The sequence below is a fragment of the Solitalea koreensis genome, assembly GCF_900182575.1.
Taxonomy (GTDB): domain Bacteria; phylum Bacteroidota; class Bacteroidia; order Sphingobacteriales; family Sphingobacteriaceae; genus Solitalea; species Solitalea koreensis.
This window is the reverse complement of record NZ_FXSZ01000010.1, coordinates 1-16,193: the sequence shown is the minus strand read 5'-3', so window position 1 is coordinate 16,193 and position 16,193 is coordinate 1. Positions and strand designations below refer to the sequence as shown.

The following is a 16,193-nucleotide window of genomic DNA, read 5'->3' as shown; positions in this document are numbered from 1 at the left end:
ATTCGGTTTCACCTTTAATTTTTTATTATGAAACGATTTTTACAAATTTTATTCTTATTGGTGTTTGTTTTGGATGTACATTCAGTTCAAGCTCAATTTGAAAAAGCCAACCAAGAGTTTGAGCAATTAAGCTACGCTACTGCCCTTGATTTATACAAAAAGGATTTTGAGTCTAATAAAAGGTTAGTTTCACTGCAACGCATTGCAGAGTGTTCAAAGAAAATGAAGCTTTACAAAGAATGGGAAAGTTGGAGCTCCAAACTTGTTCAATTCGATGGTAAAAATCCAGAAAGCTTCTTAATGTACGGTCAAGCACTGTTAAGTAACGGAAAGTATATGGAAGCTAAACAAGCATTTCATTTATATGGCCGTTATGCAAATGGAAAATTGGGTGAAGCTCAGTTTCTTATGGCATCCTGTGATAGTGCCATTACTCAATTGAGTAATCCTGTTTCATTAGCAACAGTAAAACCACATGATGTACTAAATACTCCTTATGATGATTGGGGTTTGGTTAAGTATCGTGAAGGATTTGTATTTAGTTCTGATAGACCTTGGGAACAAAAAAATATCGACAAAAATGATCATAAAGTTTATGGTTGGACAGGTCGACCTTTCTTGAAACTATTTTATGTAGAGTACAACAAGGAAAATAACTCATTTGGTAATCCTACTTTATTTTCTGATTTCTTTAATGGTGAATATCACACTGCAGGTGCCGCATTTAATGATCGTGAAAATACAGTTTTCTTTTCTCGTACACGTTTTATTACCACACCTGAAACAGGCAATAAACCAATTCTGAGAAACGAGATCTTTATGTCAGAAGCATGGAAAGAAGCAGCACCATTTAAATATAACTCCATTCTTAAATATTCAGTTGGAGACCCTGCATGTAGTGCGGACGGAAAACGTTTATACTTTGTATCAGATATGCCAGGTGGATATGGTGGCAGTGATATTTATTATTGCGAATTGGGCCCTGATAAAGAATGGGGACCTTTTAAAAATATGGGCCCTGAAATTAATACAAGTGGCGATGAGCGTTTCCCTACACTTATGGGTGATAATGTATTGTTCTTCTCATCGAATGGTCGTATTGGAATGGGAGGGTTGGATATTTATCGTGCTACTTTTGAGAAAAATAAATGGGGTAACATTATTCATATGGACTACCCAATCAATTCTCCACAAGATGATTTCGGACTAATTGTAACTAAAATATCAAGTGTACCTGAATACCCTGATAAGGTAAAATTAGAAGGTTTTTTTGCTTCTGATCGTTTTGATGGAAAGGGATCTGATGATATTTACACCTATACTTGCATTACTCCTCAGTTTCAAAAAGAGTATATTTTGAAAGGTCGTACAATGAATAAGGAAACTGGATTACCAATTTCGGGAGTAACGATCTCAATTATGGATATTAAAACCAATTCTGTAACAACTTTCAAATCCGATGATAAGGGTGATTATGTATTGCCTTTAAAACCTAATCGTGAATATGAAATTGTTATGAAGCGTAATAACTATTTTGCTTCTAAACAACGCCTTAATACTGGAGACAAACTTTCTGTAGATGCTTTACAGGCTGACTTAAAATTTGACCCTATTGTTCTTGATCGCACTAAGCGTTTGAATAATATTTACTATGATGTAAATAAAGCAACAATAACGCCTGAGTCTCAAGTTGAATTGGATAATTTGTTAAGTGTTATGAAAGAAAATCCTGAAATTTCAATTGAACTAAGCGCGCATACTGATTCTCGTGGTGATGCAACAGCCAACTTAGCTTTATCTCAAAAACGTGCCCAAACAATTGCTGATTACATTATTGCTCATGGAGTTGCTGCAAATCGTATTATTGCAAAAGGTTATGGTAAAACTAAACCACTTGTATCTTGTGATAATGGTGATTGTAGTGAAGCGGAGCATGCTTTAAACCGCAGAACTGAATTTAAAGTATTACGTGTGAATACTTCTATGCAAGCCAATAACAAATAGTCAAGGTTAAAAAACGTTTCCAATAAAAGAGAAACCCGGTAGTGTTTAAGCACTCCGGGTTTCTTTATTTTTTGGCTTGATCAAATAGTTCTTAGCGAAACGAAAATTATTCATCTTCGAGGATCATCTTATATGCATCCATGTAATATTTGATTAAGTAATTCCAGGAGAAATTTTCGGCTGAATTTTCAACAACATTTCGCTGTGTTATACGCTCACGACGCGTTAATTGAACGAAGGAGAATAGCATATTGGCTAGCGTTTCGGTTGATTTTGCATAATCATTATGGCGTCGTTTTAGCATGTAGATGCCATTTGCTTCTTCATAGGGGAGATAATTTTGTACATAATCGCCAAACCCTGATAGGTCACTTGTAACTGTAGGAATTCCACTGGCGATACATTCAAGTGGCGTATACCCCCAAGGCTCGTAGTAACTAGGAAAAATGCCTAAATGACAGCCTCTTACAAATTGATGATACTCCATTCCGAATAATGGATTTGTAGACGAGATGAAGTCAGGGTGATAAACAATTTTTACTTTGTCATTTTTATCGTTTGCTAGCTTCAAACTTTTCAGATGATTAAGAATTGCGTCATGTTCCTGATCCACTAAGTCATGGGTGACTACATAGGGTAATTCATCATTTTTCCAGGACATGAGGGTTCGCCTTAATCTTAGTTTCCAGTACTCATCCACGAAATCATTGAGGGAAGGCATTTTCTGATCAGGATTGTAAGCCGAGGAATAGAATAAACGCTCGCCAACTTGTTTCCTGATTGCAGTACAGGTATCACGTACTTCTTCCATAATAGCCCGCGATTGGAGCGCTTTCGAGTTAATAGAATAGGTAGGACGGTTAGTAACGATAAACAGAACAACAGTCATATCAATACCCGACTTTTGCATTTTTTTATTGAGACTATTAATTGCATCTATGGTAATATCAAATCCCTTGTTTGTGTACTCAAAACGTCCTGATGTAAAAAAGTAAAGGGTTTTTTCCAGATCAAAGGAATAGCTATGAAAGAAGTGTCCCATAACAAACTGGTTAATCTTCTGTTTGTATTCGAGATGTAGATTTTGGAATTCATGGAGGGCTACGAAGCGTTCAATATTTAAACCATTTGGTGTTATGACCTCAGGTTTTCGTCCAACTAATATTTCGCATTCTTGTGCCGTAATATCACTCACCGTAGTAAATATGTCTGCATCCTGAGAGGCTGCACGTTCAATGAGCACTTTTGAAAGTACCCCAAATCTATTCGCTTCTTTTAGCCAATCTACTTTAGGCAGAATGTCATAAAAATCAGGAACATCCATGGCCAGATACCGGCCTAACTGCGTTGCGTGTGTAGTAAATACAGTTTTTATTGGAAGTTTTTGTTTTTTTATTTGAGGTATTGGTGTACCAACCATCCATTCGTGAAAGTGAGCATGAACTTTCTTTGTGGTTGTTCCAGGTTCTGATAATTTTTCTAAAAATATACGAACCATCTCTCCCAAAGCGATTGTTTGATCGACAAGTTCATCATATTGTTTAGTATCGATTTGATGATTAGACCATAAAAAGTATTTCACCTCATTTAGCCGTTCATAAACTTTCGAAAAGTTCATTAATATGACCTTGGGCTTTCCAGAAACTAGCCACGTTCCATAATGGACCTCTAATCCAAGTTTCTGCATTTTTAAAACAGCTCGTCCAAATGCATCGTTATAGTTATCAGTTGGTTCAAATTCGGCGGGCATTTTATTGGGAAAGAGTGGACCTATAAGGCAATAATTATCACCCCATAATTCAACCATTGAAGGGGCCTTAGAACGAATTACAGTATAGATACCGCCAACCTGGTTACAAACTTCCCAGGCTACTTCAACTAATATTTTTTTATGAACATCCATTAAGCGCGAAATTTGTTTTTCTTTAGATTTCTACATGTCTGTCTAAGTTAATAATATCAAGATTAATTTCTATTTATTTAAGATAAAGAAGTATTTATTATTTTAACTCTGATCTTTAAAATAATAACAGTTGCAGTAGGCAGATTTTTTGCGGAATTTAGTGTTATATACAACTCCAATTTAGAATAGTTCGAATGAAATATTGTAATAATATACTTGAGACGATTGGTAATACCCCAATGGTTAAATTGAATAAACTTGTTGAGGATATTCCTGCTATTGTTTTAGCTAAAGTTGAGACTTTTAATCCCGGGAACTCAATAAAAGACAGAATGGCTTTAAAGATGATAGAAGATGCCGAGAAAGCCGGAAAACTTAAACCTGGTTATACTATTATTGAAGGAACTTCCGGTAATACGGGGATGGGTTTGGCAATTGCTGCTATAATTAAAGGATATAAATGTATTTTCACTACTACTGATAAACAATCAAAAGAAAAAGTGGATGCATTGAAGGCTTTTGGTGCAGAAGTTATTGTTTGCCCTACGAATGTTGATCCTGAAGATCCTCGTTCGTATTACTCAGTTTCTACCAGATTAGTAAACGAAACGCCAAATTCATGGAAAGCTAATCAATATGATAATCTGTCGAACTCGATAGCTCATTACGAGCAAACAGGACCTGAAATTTGGGAACAGACAGATGGAAAAATTACCCACTTGGTGGTTGGTGTGGGAACCGGTGGAACCATTTGTGGGGCAGGAAAATACCTGAAAGAAAAAAATCCTAATATTAAAATATGGGGAATTGATACTTACGGTTCTGTATTTAAAAAGTACAAAGAAACCGGAATATTTGACAAAAATGAAATCTATCCATATATCACTGAGGGGATTGGGGAAGATTTTCTTCCGCTGAATGTTGATTTCAGCTTAATTGATCATTTTGAGAAGGTGAGTGATAAAGATGCTGCTCTATTTACGCGTGAAATTGTGAAAAAAGAGGGGATTTTTGTTGGAAATTCAGCGGGTGCGGCCATTGCAGGTTTAATGCAATTAAAAGATCAGTTAACTAAGGATGACGTTGTTGTTGTAATTTTTCATGACCATGGTACTCGTTATTTAGGTAAGATGTTTAACGACGATTGGATGAGAGAACGTGGTTTCTTACAAGAAGAGTTTAAAACAGCTAAAGATTTGGTCAAAGATCATCCTGCTGCGCTTGTAACTATTGGTTCAGGTGAACCGGTAGGTAATGCAATTGAGAAATTGAGAAAGTATGGAATTTCTCAAATTCCGGTGATAAAAAATAATGCTTTTGAAGGAGTGCTTGATGAAAGTCATTTGTTTCGGCTGATAGTGGGAGAGAATATCAACGCTAATACATTAGTAGAAGATGTAATGTTACCTCCGTTACCTGAAGTTAGTAGTGATGATTCCATTAAGAAGGTAACAAAATACATTAACCATGGTCACCGGGCCGTTTTAGTTCGGTTGGAAGATGGGAAATACCATATTATTACCCAACTTGATATAATTTCTAATCTTTAATGCGCAGCATAAAAAAAACCTGTCAGTAGTAATATATGACAGGCTTTTTTTCGAAACAGAAAACACCAGAAAGTGTTTACCAACAAAAATCCCGGTCACTTGCATAACCGGGATTAGTATAAAATCTGTCAACCTATTTCAGGACGATTCAAGGATTTGACTATTTAATGTTCAATTTGCTTCTTAAGTCAGCAGGAATACCATCTTTGTGTAATAAGAAAGCTGTGGTTTTGTATTTCACGAAGTTTTTAGATACATACAAATAACCTTTGTAATCATTGCTTTCTCCCCAAGAATTTTTTACAATGTAGTACTCTTTACCAGTTTGATCTTTGGCAATACCGGTAATTTGCATACCGTGATCATCGGTAGTTGAGTAATTATCAAAAGCTTGTTGACGCATTGCTTCAGTAATTTCCATTTCTGGTTTTGGGCCGCTGAACATGGTTGCTTTTTCCTCAGGCGTCATATTATCAAAATTGGTTGCAGGTACATATGCAACACCATTTTTCCAGCTAAAGTATTTTTCACTTACATCTGTTGCCCAGGCAATGGTATATCCTTTTTTCAATGCATTATCAATGGTATTGATCATATCATCCATTTTGATGTTATAAATCTGATCTAAAGACCAGTTATCAGGTACCATTAAGGTCATTTTTTCGTAATAAGGATTAGAGCTGAAAGATGATAATTCAACATAATCTTTCGGATTAATACCCACTACTTCTTTTGCAAATGTTAGCGGAGTGTATGTTTTACCTTTGTAATCGAATTTAGCTGGAACTTCACCCAAGTATGAATCGATCATTGCAGTGTATGCTTTTTTCCAGTTTGGAGTTAAACTAGGATTTTTTACAACTGCAGCAAGAACAGCCTCTCTTAATGAGCCCATCTCTGCAAAGTTGTTTGTTTTTGTGCCGTAATTTAGTCCGGTATAAACTTCTTGAGGTAATGCTCCATATTTAGCATACATATTAATTACATCATGACATGCGCCACCGTCACCAAGACTGATTGCTCCGTGCATACGAACATAATTAACACCTTTTTCAATATAAGCATTACGGGCTGTAAAAATCTCGGCCAGGTCAACCGGTTGTTTGCCCATACGAATCATTTCCGACTCCAAAAATGAATTTGTTGAGTAGCTCCAGCAAGTACCTGAACTACCTTGGTTTTTTACTGAAGTAGCCTCTGCATTTATTACGGTTGTAAATTGAAAACCCGATCTTCCGCTTGCACTTTTGTTATCTTTTAATTTGTTGATAAGATCATCTTGGGCATTAGCACCAAGAGCTATACCAACCATAGGAATAATTAAGAATTTTTTTAAGTTCATATTGAATAGTAAAATGGTATTTAATTAGGGACTAAATATATAACATGAGATGTAACTATAGCCATTTGTAACTAATTTATTTCAAATCAGTTTGTAATTGAAATGGAATGATTACTTAAAGTTCCTCAAAAAAGTAAAAAGGCGGTTAAATTAAATGGCGCAATCTGAGTATTAGAACCACTAATTGAATGCCTGCTAATGCGATGAAAATGTAACCTATAGACTTATTAATATTGCCATTTACAAGTTTATTGATCTTCTCTTTTTTCCAATGACCAAACCAGGCAAAAAGCATCAACAAACCTAATGCACCTGCAGCCGCTCCAAAAACAAATAAAGTTTTGTCAATGGGATTGTCAAGTGAAATTACATTCAAACTGGTATTATAAATTAATACCGAGCTCCAATAAGGAAGCAGGAGTGGATTAAGAATAGAAAGCATAAATCCTTTGCTAAAGTCGCCAACTTTAGAATCCGGGAGATCTAATTTAGTTTCTTCAGTCGTTGATTTACTTCTTATTTTATGAATACCCAGTCCCAATAGTAAAGGAACCATTATGAAACCGGCATATTTCATAAACCAGCCATCGGGAGCGATCAAACTGGTTCCGGCTACAGCTATGGCCGCATAAATAATTTCAGGTAGACAACCTCCCACAGCAGCATAGAAAGCAGCCGTGAAATTTTTATTTACAGAAGTTTGAAGTATGGTTAGATTGACAGGACCCAATTGTATTGATCCTATAAAGCTGGCAATAAAAGCTATTGCGAAAATGTAGAGTTGTTCCATTAAAATTTAGATTTAAGCAGAGAAAGTTGAAAAGAGTAGCTTTCTCTGCCTAATCATATTAGTCTATGCGTTTAATGTTTGCACCAATTGCTTGTAAGCGTTGTTCAATATCCTGATATCCGCGATCAATCTGTTCAATATTATATATTGTGCTTTTGCCTTCGGCTGATAGTGCTGCAATAAGTAAAGATACACCGGCACGAATATCTGGAGATGTCATAGAAATACCTCGTAATGAATTTCTGCGTCCAAGTCCGATTACGTTTGCACGGTGAGGATCACAAAGAATGATTTGAGCACCCATGTCGATAAGTTTATCAACGAAGAACAAACGGCTTTCAAACATTTTTTGATGAATCAATACGGTTCCTTTAGCCTGAGTTGCCACAACCAAAACAATACTTAGTAGATCAGGGGTGAAGCCTGGCCAAGGTGCATCAGCAATTGTAAGGATAGAGCCATCAATAAAAGTATCTATTTCGTATACATCTTGTGAAGGAATGAATATATCATCACCACGACGCTCTAGTTTAATTCCTAATCGTTTGAATGTTTCAGGAATAACCCCTAATTCCTCATAACATACATCTTTAATGGTTATTTCTGATTTGGTCATCGCAGCAAGACCGATAAAACTACCGATCTCGATCATATCCGGTAGCATGCGATGCTCGGTTCCTCCAAGTTTCGTTACACCTTCAACGGTGAGCAGGTTAGAGCCAATGCCGCTAATTTTAGCCCCCATTCTGTTCAGCATTTTGCATAATTGCTGAAGATATGGTTCGCAGGCTGCATTATAAATGGTGGTAACCCCTTTTGCTAATACTGCTGCCATCACTACGTTTGCAGTACCGGTAACCGATGCTTCATCAAGCAGCATATAACAACCTTTTAAGTCGGTTGCATCTACGCTGAAAAAGTTGTCTTGGGCATCATAATGGAACTTTGCACCTAGTTTTTCAAAACCCAGAAAGTGAGTGTCTAAACGACGACGGCCAATTTTATCGCCACCAGGTTTGGGAATAAATGCTTTTCCAAATCGAGCTAAAAGCGGGCCTACAATCATGATTGAACCACGTAATCCTCCACCTTTTTTCTTGAAATCATCAGAATTCATGAAATCAAGGTTGATGTTTTTAGCCTGGAAGGTATAGCTGTCTTTTGATAAGCGTTCGATATCTACTCCTAAATCACCTAACAATTGAATAAGCTTGTTAACATCCACAATATCAGGAATGTTAGAAATCGTTACTTTTTCATCTGTTAATAATACTGCCGACAGGATTTGTAAAGCTTCATTTTTAGCGCCCTGTGGAGTAATTTCTCCTTTTAATTTTTTACCTCCGATAATTTCGAATGCGCTCATTTGTATATGTAAGTGTGTGTTTAATACTAGATAGGGTAGCTGTTATTTAGATTAACTATTAGTAGCTACGTTTGTTATTACCTTGCTGGCGATTGCGATTGTTTTGTTGAAATCCACCTCCGCGATTTTTATCGAAATCACGCTTGTCGCCGCGATTACTGCTTCTGTCGCGATCACGGCCGCCAGCCGAAGATTCTTTAGTATCACGGTTGCTGGTTTGTCGGCTAACAGTTTTATAGTCCACCCTGTTAAGATTGGTATTTTCTGCCAGTTCCAGTTCGCCATTCGAAAGCTGCTTCAAATCGTTGATGATCGTTTCATCACTCACCAGATCTTTATTCCAGGTTACGTATGCCAATTTCATGAAATTAGCGATAGAGGCTACAAATACGGCTTTTCGTTTTGGATCTTCGATTGTCTTAGCCCTTTCTATCATATATTCTACAGTTTTACCGTAGTGTTTGAATTTTATATGATTAGCAGGATATCTGATCATTTTAGGTTTAGCATTTATTGATTCGCGGGAAGGTACCGGGAATGGAGAATCAACATCCAATTTAAAATCAGAGATGATGAATAAATGATCCCAAAGTTTATGTTTAAAATCTGTAACATCTCGTAAATGTGGGTTTAATTGCCCCATCAACTCGATAACTGCCTGTGCATATCTATTTCGTTCTTCTTTATCAGTTAAGGTAAGTACATGGTTGATCATATTTTGAACATTGCGTCCATATTCAGACATAAGGAGACGTTCACGAGTTGCATTATAATCGAAAGGTTGATTAACCTGTTGTTGTTTAGACATGAAATAAAGATTGTGGTGAATTCAGTTAAAGGTACAATTTACAATTTCTGATCGTGGATTAACGAAACTTTATGGATCACGATTAAAAACTAAACCAACTTTAGTTTACTATTCTCAATTTAGCAAATTTAAGCAAAAGTTGCTTCTGTCCAAGTTATACTACTTATAAAAAATATGAGATATTAATTGGGGATATTTTTAGGCTGTAAATATATCAAATTTTGGTGTTTAAAGGGGTGTGCGAATTAGCCCTGTATCATAAAATTCATCACTACACAAAAATCTTTTCTACTTCCTTTCATTAACATCTTACGTCCAACTTTCTAATCAATTAAGATTTAGAAAGTTATCTGTACTGTTTAATGAGCAATACTTGTATATAATTCACTATTAATAATTTATGATTTATATGGACTAATTGATTCGTCTACGTTGCTGTCAGGCAGTCCAAAATGGATTTTATAGAACGAACTTCTCCAAGGGGGGCTTTTTTCTCTAATGCTGTCCTTTCTTACCTTGTATGAACCATTGTATTTCGATATATAGATGTTATTCGGAAGGGATTTTAATTTTCTCTTCCTCAGTCAGGCTGTATTTTTTTCGTGAATCTTCACTAAAACGAACCACGAACATCCAGCTTTGTCTAATATGTTTGCCCTTCCTGTAGTAGACATCCCATTCTGGAATTAATTTTATTACCCTTAAGGCTTCATCTTCGAAAATTTTATCTGCCTTGAATTGATTCTTAGAGCCCCTTAGTATAATTGCACTGTCAATACGACCAGTGCTGTCTGCTGAAAAAGAGGTGGCTACATTTATTTCTTTGTCTCCTAAATCAGGAACCAATTTCCAGTTAATGGAACTATATATGAACTCAGGAAGTCTTTTATGGTCTTGAGAATATGAAGACTCTTTTGATTTTGAATTGTCATACCACTGAATTCCAATTAGTTTTCCATTAACGATGTTAAACTCCAATTCTTTCTCGTAAATGGATTCATAGCCCGAAACTCATTAATATAAAAGGTGAATTTCAAGGAGAATTGGATATAAAGAAACTAGTAATCGAATCCACCGATTGTAATTTCAATTCCGATATGACAGTGGGAGAAAGTGTGTATAAGGGATATATTAAAGAAGAAGACGGAAACACATTCAAGGCAATTATGAAAGTAGTAGCCAACGATGGAGATATCAGCATTTTAGGAAGTGTGGGAATGATTTTTCCAATAACCAAGTGGGAAGTTGTTAAGGAATAAGTAAATATATAATGTACAAATGATATGGAAGCCTTGCACATCGCAAGGCTTTTTTCTTTGCAGTATAGCCTTAATTAGGAAATTACCATTTTCAAAAAAAGCGGCAGCAATTTGATGTTGCTGCCGCTTTCAGAATTTGTTCTATTAACAGATTCGGAGCTTGGCAAACTTTAGTAAAAGTTGCTTCTGTCCAAGCTCTTTAAAAAAGATGGTAGCTTTAATGTCGGGCTTGTTGCCTTCCAGGTTAATTACCTTTCCAAAGCCGAAACGTTCGTGCTCAACCTCCATTCCAACTTGCAACTGTGAGGTGTCACTGGCTGCAAAATCAGGTGAAGGGGTATGCGCTTTAGGGAGCATTTGAGTGGTTTTAGCCATTATCTTTGGCTTTGCCGCAAATTCAGCACGTTCTTTACCTCCAACCCTTTCCTCACTATAAGCAGTTGCGGCTTGTTTATTCGCGGTGAATTCCAGATCTAAATATCTTGGGTCTACTTCGTCAAGAAAACGACTCGGCTCGCAATTATTCAACGAACCCCAACGGTAACGACTACTTGCATAACTTAAGGTAAGTTTCCGTTCAGCCCTGGTGATAGCCACATAAAATAATCTTCGTTCTTCTTCCAAATCCTGACGTGAACTTAATGACATTTGCGAAGGGAACAGGTTTTCTTCCAAACCTACGATAAAGACATGTGGGAACTCCAAACCTTTCGAAGAGTGAATAGTCATGAGTGATACCGTGTTCTTATCGTCCTTGTCTTTATTATTCTCGTCACCGGTAAGTAAAGCAACATCTTGCAAGAATTGCCCTAAGCCACGATCTTCAATATCTTCACGCTCACTAAACTCCTTAATACCACTTAATAATTCCTGAACGTTTTCATAACGACTCAAGCCTTCAATTGATTTATCAGCATGTAATTCTCGTAATAAGCCTGATTGTTTTGCAATGTGTTCGGCAACTTCATACGCATTGTGGGTTGATAACATGGCTTGAAAGCTGCGTATCATGGTGGCAAAGTTCATTACCTGTTCAACACCACGTCCGGTTACATGTAAATGGAAATCGGATACCAATTCCCACAGTTTCAGGTTACGTTCTCCGGCAATTGCAATGATTTTATTTAAGGTAGTATCTCCAATTCCCCGAACCGGATAGTTAATGATGCGCTTTAACGCTTCTTCATCGTTGGGATTAACAGTAAGTCGGAAGTACCCGATTAAATCTTTAATCTCCTTACGTTGATAGAAAGAAAGTCCGCCGTAAATTTTATAAGGAATATTCAGCTTACGTAAAGACTCCTCCATGGAACGAGATTGCGCATTGGTACGGTATAAAATGGCAAAATCCTGATAGTTCAATCCATGGACCGAGCGCTCCTGAATAATTGACTCAGCAATGATTTTTCCTTCCTCGTTATCACTAAATGCGCGTAAAACTTTAATTTTTTCACCGGTGGCATTCTCTGAAAAAACATCTTTTTTAAGCTGCTCTTTGTTGTTTTTGATTACGCTATTGGCAACGTTTACAATGTTTTGAGTAGAACGATAATTCTGCTCCAGTTTAAAAATATTTAGTTCAGGGTAGTCCTTTTCAAAGTTGAGAATGTTTTGGATAGTAGCTCCACGAAAGGCATAAATACTTTGAGCATCATCACCCACCACACAAATATTATTATGTACCGCAGCTAATCGCTTTACAATATTATACTGTGAAAAGTTGGTATCCTGATACTCATCAACCATTATGTATTTGAACTTATGCTGGTATTTGTGAAGTACCTCAGGATGCTGCTTGAGCAAAATATTGGTTTTAAAGAGCAAATCATCAAAATCCATGGCTCCGGCCTTGTAGCAACGTTGCGCATAAATCTCATAAATGTCCTTTAGTTTTCCTCTGCCTGCAGAAAAGTCGTCAGCTTGAATTTGCTCATTCTTTTTGTATTCAGCTACCGAAATAAGGTTGTTTTTAGCTGAAGAAATCCGGTTCAGTACGAAGTTTACATTGTACAGCTTGTCATCAAGTTGTTGTTCCTTGATGATGGCTCTAAGTAGACTTTTGCTATCATCGGTATCGTAAATGGTGAAGTTGCTGGGGTAGCCTATTTTTTCGGCTTCTACGCGTAAAATACGTGCAAATATCGAGTGGAAGGTACCCATCCAAATGTTCTTCGCATCCGGACCTGCAATTGCCGTGATTCGTTCACGCATTTCCTTTGCTGCTTTATTGGTAAATGTCAGCGAAAGTATATTAAATGGATCTACACCCTTATCAATTAAATGCGCAATTCGATAAGTAACAACGCGAGTTTTACCCGAACCAGCACCCGCAATAATCATCAATGGACCTTCAGTGCATTCTGCAGCAGCACGTTGGGTAGGATTTAATTTATCTAAATAACTCAATTTTAACCTAAAGTTTAAGCCCGCTAAGTTAAGCTTTTACATTTTTGGGCTGAAGTAGTGTGTAAAAAAATAGTCCACAGTTAATAAACCATGGACTATTCTTAAAAGTACATTAACTGTTACTGTAAAACAACCAATGGTTCAATTTGTGTCGTTATTGGAATTGTAGGCTTTAATTTAATAATCTTCACAAAATTCAATCCCTTCATAATCTGGTAGGTCAGGTCAAACTCAAACCATTTTTTAGCGAAATTGGCGTCGTCTTTAGCATAATGATGATTGTTTTGAAACAATTCACCCATCAATAAAATGCCCCATGGCGAACTGTTTTTAGAATGATCACCATTGTTAAAATTGCTATATCCGTATTTGTGTCCGCACCAATTAACAATTGCGCCTTGAAGAGGGCCCATCATAAAATGTATTGGAAGCAATACGAACCACCAGAAATTAGGAGCAAATTGAAAATAAAAAGCAGTGTAAAGTAAGCCAAAAGTGACCCTGGTTAAGGCGTGATGGCCAAATTTATCAAGATTATCCCAAGCTGGTAAATATTCTTTAGTGAACTGTGCTTCAGGTAAATTCTTTCTCGTTAAGAATCCACGGAAAATAATAATGGTACTTTTCATCATTTGATATACATCCGTGAAAAAATGTGGTGAATGCGGATCTTTCTCCGTATCACTAAAAGAATGGTGCATGCGGTGCATTACTGCATAAGCGCGAGGAACCAAAAAGGAAGAACCTTGTACGATCCAGGTGCTGATATAAAATATTCTTTCCCAGTTTTTACTGATGGTATACATTTGGTGTGATGCAAAACGATGCAAGAAGAAAGAGTGGAAGAATAATGATAAAAACCAATGGAGGGAAAAGAATAATACTATCGCAAGCATAATAACACAAAACTTAATTTTAAATTTTGGCAAGATAGCGGAATAACATTGTAATAAGGCATTATCAGTATTATTTAATTTGGGTGACAATCGCAAGCGAAACCCGATGTGCATTTATTCTGAACAGTATAGTATAGAGGATGAGAGGGTTCTGTTCTGATTTTAAAGAAATGAAACTTGATTATTTTTTTAAGTTTTTCAAGGATGGATGAGTTTTTTTAGGCAGTTTTTCTTCTTAATTAAAAACATAGTAAAATCAAGCGTTTCTTTATCAGTTGATGTTCTATATTTGTCTGAAAATTATCTTTTAATGGAAACAATCAAGAACTATATTGAAGCCAACAAACAGCGTTTCCTCGACGAATTGTTTGACATCCTTCGCTTCCCCTCAGTAAGTGCTGATCCTCAGTACAAAGAGTCAGTACTAAAAACTGCTGAATATTTAAAAAATAAGCTAATAGAAGCCGGTGCCGACAATGTGGAAATTTGTCCGACTGCCGGTTATCCTATTGTTTATGGAGAAAAAATCATTGATCCTGCGTTACCAACGGTAGTGGTGTATGGTCATTATGACGTACAGCCTGCCGATCCGCTTGAATTATGGCATACTCCACCTTTTGAGCCTACAGTAAAAACTACAGAAGAACATCCTGAAGGTGCTATTTATGCACGTGGAGCTTGTGATGACAAAGGTCAGATGTACATGCACGTAAAGGCATTTGAATTGATGATGAAAACAAATTCTTTGCCTTGTAACGTTAAGTTTATGATTGAGGGTGAAGAGGAAGTAGGTTCAGCTAACTTAGGCATTTTCGTAAAAGCTAACAAAGAGCGTTTGAAGGGCGATGTGGTATTGATTTCTGATACTTCTATGATTGCAAACGACACTCCTTCAATCGAGTGCGGGTTACGTGGTTTGGCTTACATGGAAGTTGAAGTAGTGGGTCCAAATCGTGATTTGCATTCAGGCGTTTACGGTGGAGCAGTAGCTAATCCTGCTACTGTTTTAGCTAAAATGATTGCTTCCCTTCATGATGAAAATAATCATATTACCATTCCTGGTTTCTACGATAAAGTAGTTAATTTATCGGATGCTGAACGTGCTGAAATGGCTAAACAACCATTTAGTTTAGATGCCTATAAAAAAGATCTTGCTATTGCTGATGTATGGGGCGAGAAAGGTTATTCAACTATTGAGCGCACTTCAATTCGTCCAACTTTAGAAGTAAATGGTATTTGGGGCGGTTATATTGGAGAAGGTGCGAAAACAGTATTGCCATCAAAGGCAAATGCTAAGATTTCTATGCGTTTGGTTCCCAATCAAACTTCTGAAGAGATCAGTAATTTGTTCCAAAAACATTTCGAGAGCATTGCTCCTGAGTCGGTTAAGGTAAAAGTAACCGCGCATCATGGTGGTGAACCTGTTGTAACTCCAACGGATTCCATTCCGTTTAAAGCTGCAAGCAAAGCTTTAGAAGATACGTTCGGTAAAAAACCAATTCCAACTCGTGGCGGCGGAAGCATTCCAATTGTTGCTTTATTTGAGCAAGAGCTAGGATTGAAAACTGTACTAATGGGATTCGGTCTTGATTCTGATGCATTGCACTCTCCAAACGAGAAATACGGCTTGTTCAATTACTATAAAGGCATTGAAACTATTCCTTTGTTCTTTAAGCATTTTGCAGAAATGAGCAAATAATCAGCTTCAATAATAAAAAAGGTAGCGTTGAGCTGCCTTTTTTATTAGCCTTTAATGGGTATTTAAAGGTCTTTCTGTAATCTTCCCCAAAAACAGCTACGATAATAAGTGTAGTAGTTTATAACTTTAGGGAAATGAAAAAAAGCAATTTTACCGAATCACAGATCATT

12 protein-coding genes are annotated in these 16,193 nt (G+C 36.7%); 4 read left to right on the top strand and 8 right to left on the bottom strand.

What is annotated here, in order from left to right; genetic code table 11:
• Positions 1-27: 27 nt before the first annotated feature.
• A complete protein-coding gene (locus FN756_RS12755) occupies positions 28-2,004 on the top strand; it encodes an OmpA family protein (protein ID WP_142604497.1) in 1,977 nt (658 codons plus the stop codon).
• 106 nt (positions 2,005-2,110) lie between these two features.
• Here the strand turns inward: FN756_RS12755 and FN756_RS12750 are convergent, their stop codons facing one another.
• A complete protein-coding gene (locus FN756_RS12750) occupies positions 2,111-3,907 on the bottom strand; it encodes a glycosyltransferase (protein ID WP_142604496.1) in 1,797 nt (598 codons plus the stop codon).
• A gap of 194 nt (positions 3,908-4,101) precedes the next feature.
• Between FN756_RS12750 and FN756_RS12745 the strand changes: the two genes are divergently transcribed.
• A complete protein-coding gene (locus tag FN756_RS12745) occupies positions 4,102-5,457 on the top strand; it encodes a pyridoxal-phosphate dependent enzyme (protein WP_142604495.1) in 1,356 nt (451 codons plus the stop codon).
• Positions 5,458-5,617: 160 nt separating this feature from the next.
• Here FN756_RS12745 and FN756_RS12740 read toward each other — a convergent pair whose 3' ends face one another.
• The 5 genes from FN756_RS12740 to FN756_RS12720 form a co-directional block, all read right to left on the bottom strand.
• A complete protein-coding gene (locus FN756_RS12740) occupies positions 5,618-6,799 on the bottom strand; it encodes a C1 family peptidase (protein ID WP_142604494.1) in 1,182 nt (393 codons plus the stop codon).
• A 145-nt stretch (positions 6,800-6,944) separates the two neighbouring features.
• Positions 6,945-7,589, bottom strand: coding sequence for a LysE family translocator (locus tag FN756_RS12735; protein WP_142604493.1), 645 nt, complete (start codon positions 7,587-7,589; stop codon positions 6,945-6,947).
• A gap of 58 nt (positions 7,590-7,647) precedes the next feature.
• Positions 7,648-8,955 carry a UDP-N-acetylglucosamine 1-carboxyvinyltransferase gene (gene murA / locus FN756_RS12730; RefSeq protein ID WP_142604492.1) on the bottom strand — a complete coding sequence of 436 codons (1,308 nt, stop codon included), beginning with the start codon at positions 8,953-8,955 and terminating at the stop codon, positions 7,648-7,650.
• 58 nt (positions 8,956-9,013) lie between these two features.
• Entirely contained in the window at positions 9,014-9,763 is a 750-nt protein-coding gene (locus tag FN756_RS12725) for a DUF4290 domain-containing protein (protein WP_142604491.1), read from the bottom strand.
• A 549-nt stretch (positions 9,764-10,312) separates the two neighbouring features.
• Positions 10,313-10,741 carry a hypothetical protein gene (locus FN756_RS12720; protein ID WP_142604490.1) on the bottom strand — a complete coding sequence of 143 codons (429 nt, stop codon included), beginning with the start codon at positions 10,739-10,741 and terminating at the stop codon, positions 10,313-10,315.
• 119 nt (positions 10,742-10,860) lie between these two features.
• Here FN756_RS12720 and FN756_RS14525 point away from each other — a divergent pair, with 119 nt between their 5' ends.
• A complete protein-coding gene (locus FN756_RS14525) occupies positions 10,861-11,022 on the top strand; it encodes a hypothetical protein (protein WP_185955281.1) in 162 nt (53 codons plus the stop codon).
• 144 nt (positions 11,023-11,166) lie between these two features.
• Here the strand turns inward: FN756_RS14525 and FN756_RS12715 are convergent, their stop codons facing one another.
• Together FN756_RS12715 and FN756_RS12710 are read right to left on the bottom strand one after the other, a co-directional pair.
• A complete protein-coding gene (locus FN756_RS12715) occupies positions 11,167-13,428 on the bottom strand; it encodes an ATP-dependent helicase (RefSeq protein WP_142604489.1) in 2,262 nt (753 codons plus the stop codon).
• Positions 13,429-13,547: 119 nt separating this feature from the next.
• Positions 13,548-14,324, bottom strand: a complete 777-nt coding sequence (locus tag FN756_RS12710) for a fatty acid desaturase (RefSeq protein WP_142604488.1) — start codon at positions 14,322-14,324, stop codon at positions 13,548-13,550.
• 310 nt (positions 14,325-14,634) lie between these two features.
• Here FN756_RS12710 and FN756_RS12705 point away from each other — a divergent pair, with 310 nt between their 5' ends.
• On the top strand, positions 14,635-16,023 hold the full coding sequence (locus FN756_RS12705) for a dipeptidase (RefSeq protein WP_142604487.1): 1,389 nt from the start codon (positions 14,635-14,637) through the stop codon (positions 16,021-16,023).
• Positions 16,024-16,193 lie beyond the last annotated feature (170 nt).

Excerpts from the sequence above, each read along its gene's own strand:
- FN756_RS12755 (WP_142604497.1), top strand. The coding sequence starts at position 28 with ATGAAACGATTTTTACAAATTTTATTCTTATTGGTGTTTGTTTTGGAT.
- FN756_RS12750 (WP_142604496.1), bottom strand. The coding sequence starts at position 3,907 with ATGGATGTTCATAAAAAAATATTAGTTGAAGTAGCCTGGGAAGTTTGT.
- FN756_RS12745 (WP_142604495.1), top strand. The coding sequence starts at position 4,102 with ATGAAATATTGTAATAATATACTTGAGACGATTGGTAATACCCCAATG.
- FN756_RS12740 (WP_142604494.1), bottom strand. The coding sequence starts at position 6,799 with ATGAACTTAAAAAAATTCTTAATTATTCCTATGGTTGGTATAGCTCTT.
- FN756_RS12735 (WP_142604493.1), bottom strand. The coding sequence starts at position 7,589 with ATGGAACAACTCTACATTTTCGCAATAGCTTTTATTGCCAGCTTTATA.
- murA (WP_142604492.1), bottom strand. The coding sequence starts at position 8,955 with ATGAGCGCATTCGAAATTATCGGAGGTAAAAAATTAAAAGGAGAAATT.
- FN756_RS12725 (WP_142604491.1), bottom strand. The coding sequence starts at position 9,763 with ATGTCTAAACAACAACAGGTTAATCAACCTTTCGATTATAATGCAACT.
- FN756_RS14525 (WP_185955281.1), top strand. The coding sequence starts at position 10,861 with ATGACAGTGGGAGAAAGTGTGTATAAGGGATATATTAAAGAAGAAGAC.
- FN756_RS12710 (WP_142604488.1), bottom strand. The coding sequence starts at position 14,324 with ATGCTTGCGATAGTATTATTCTTTTCCCTCCATTGGTTTTTATCATTA.
- FN756_RS12705 (WP_142604487.1), top strand. The coding sequence starts at position 14,635 with ATGGAAACAATCAAGAACTATATTGAAGCCAACAAACAGCGTTTCCTC.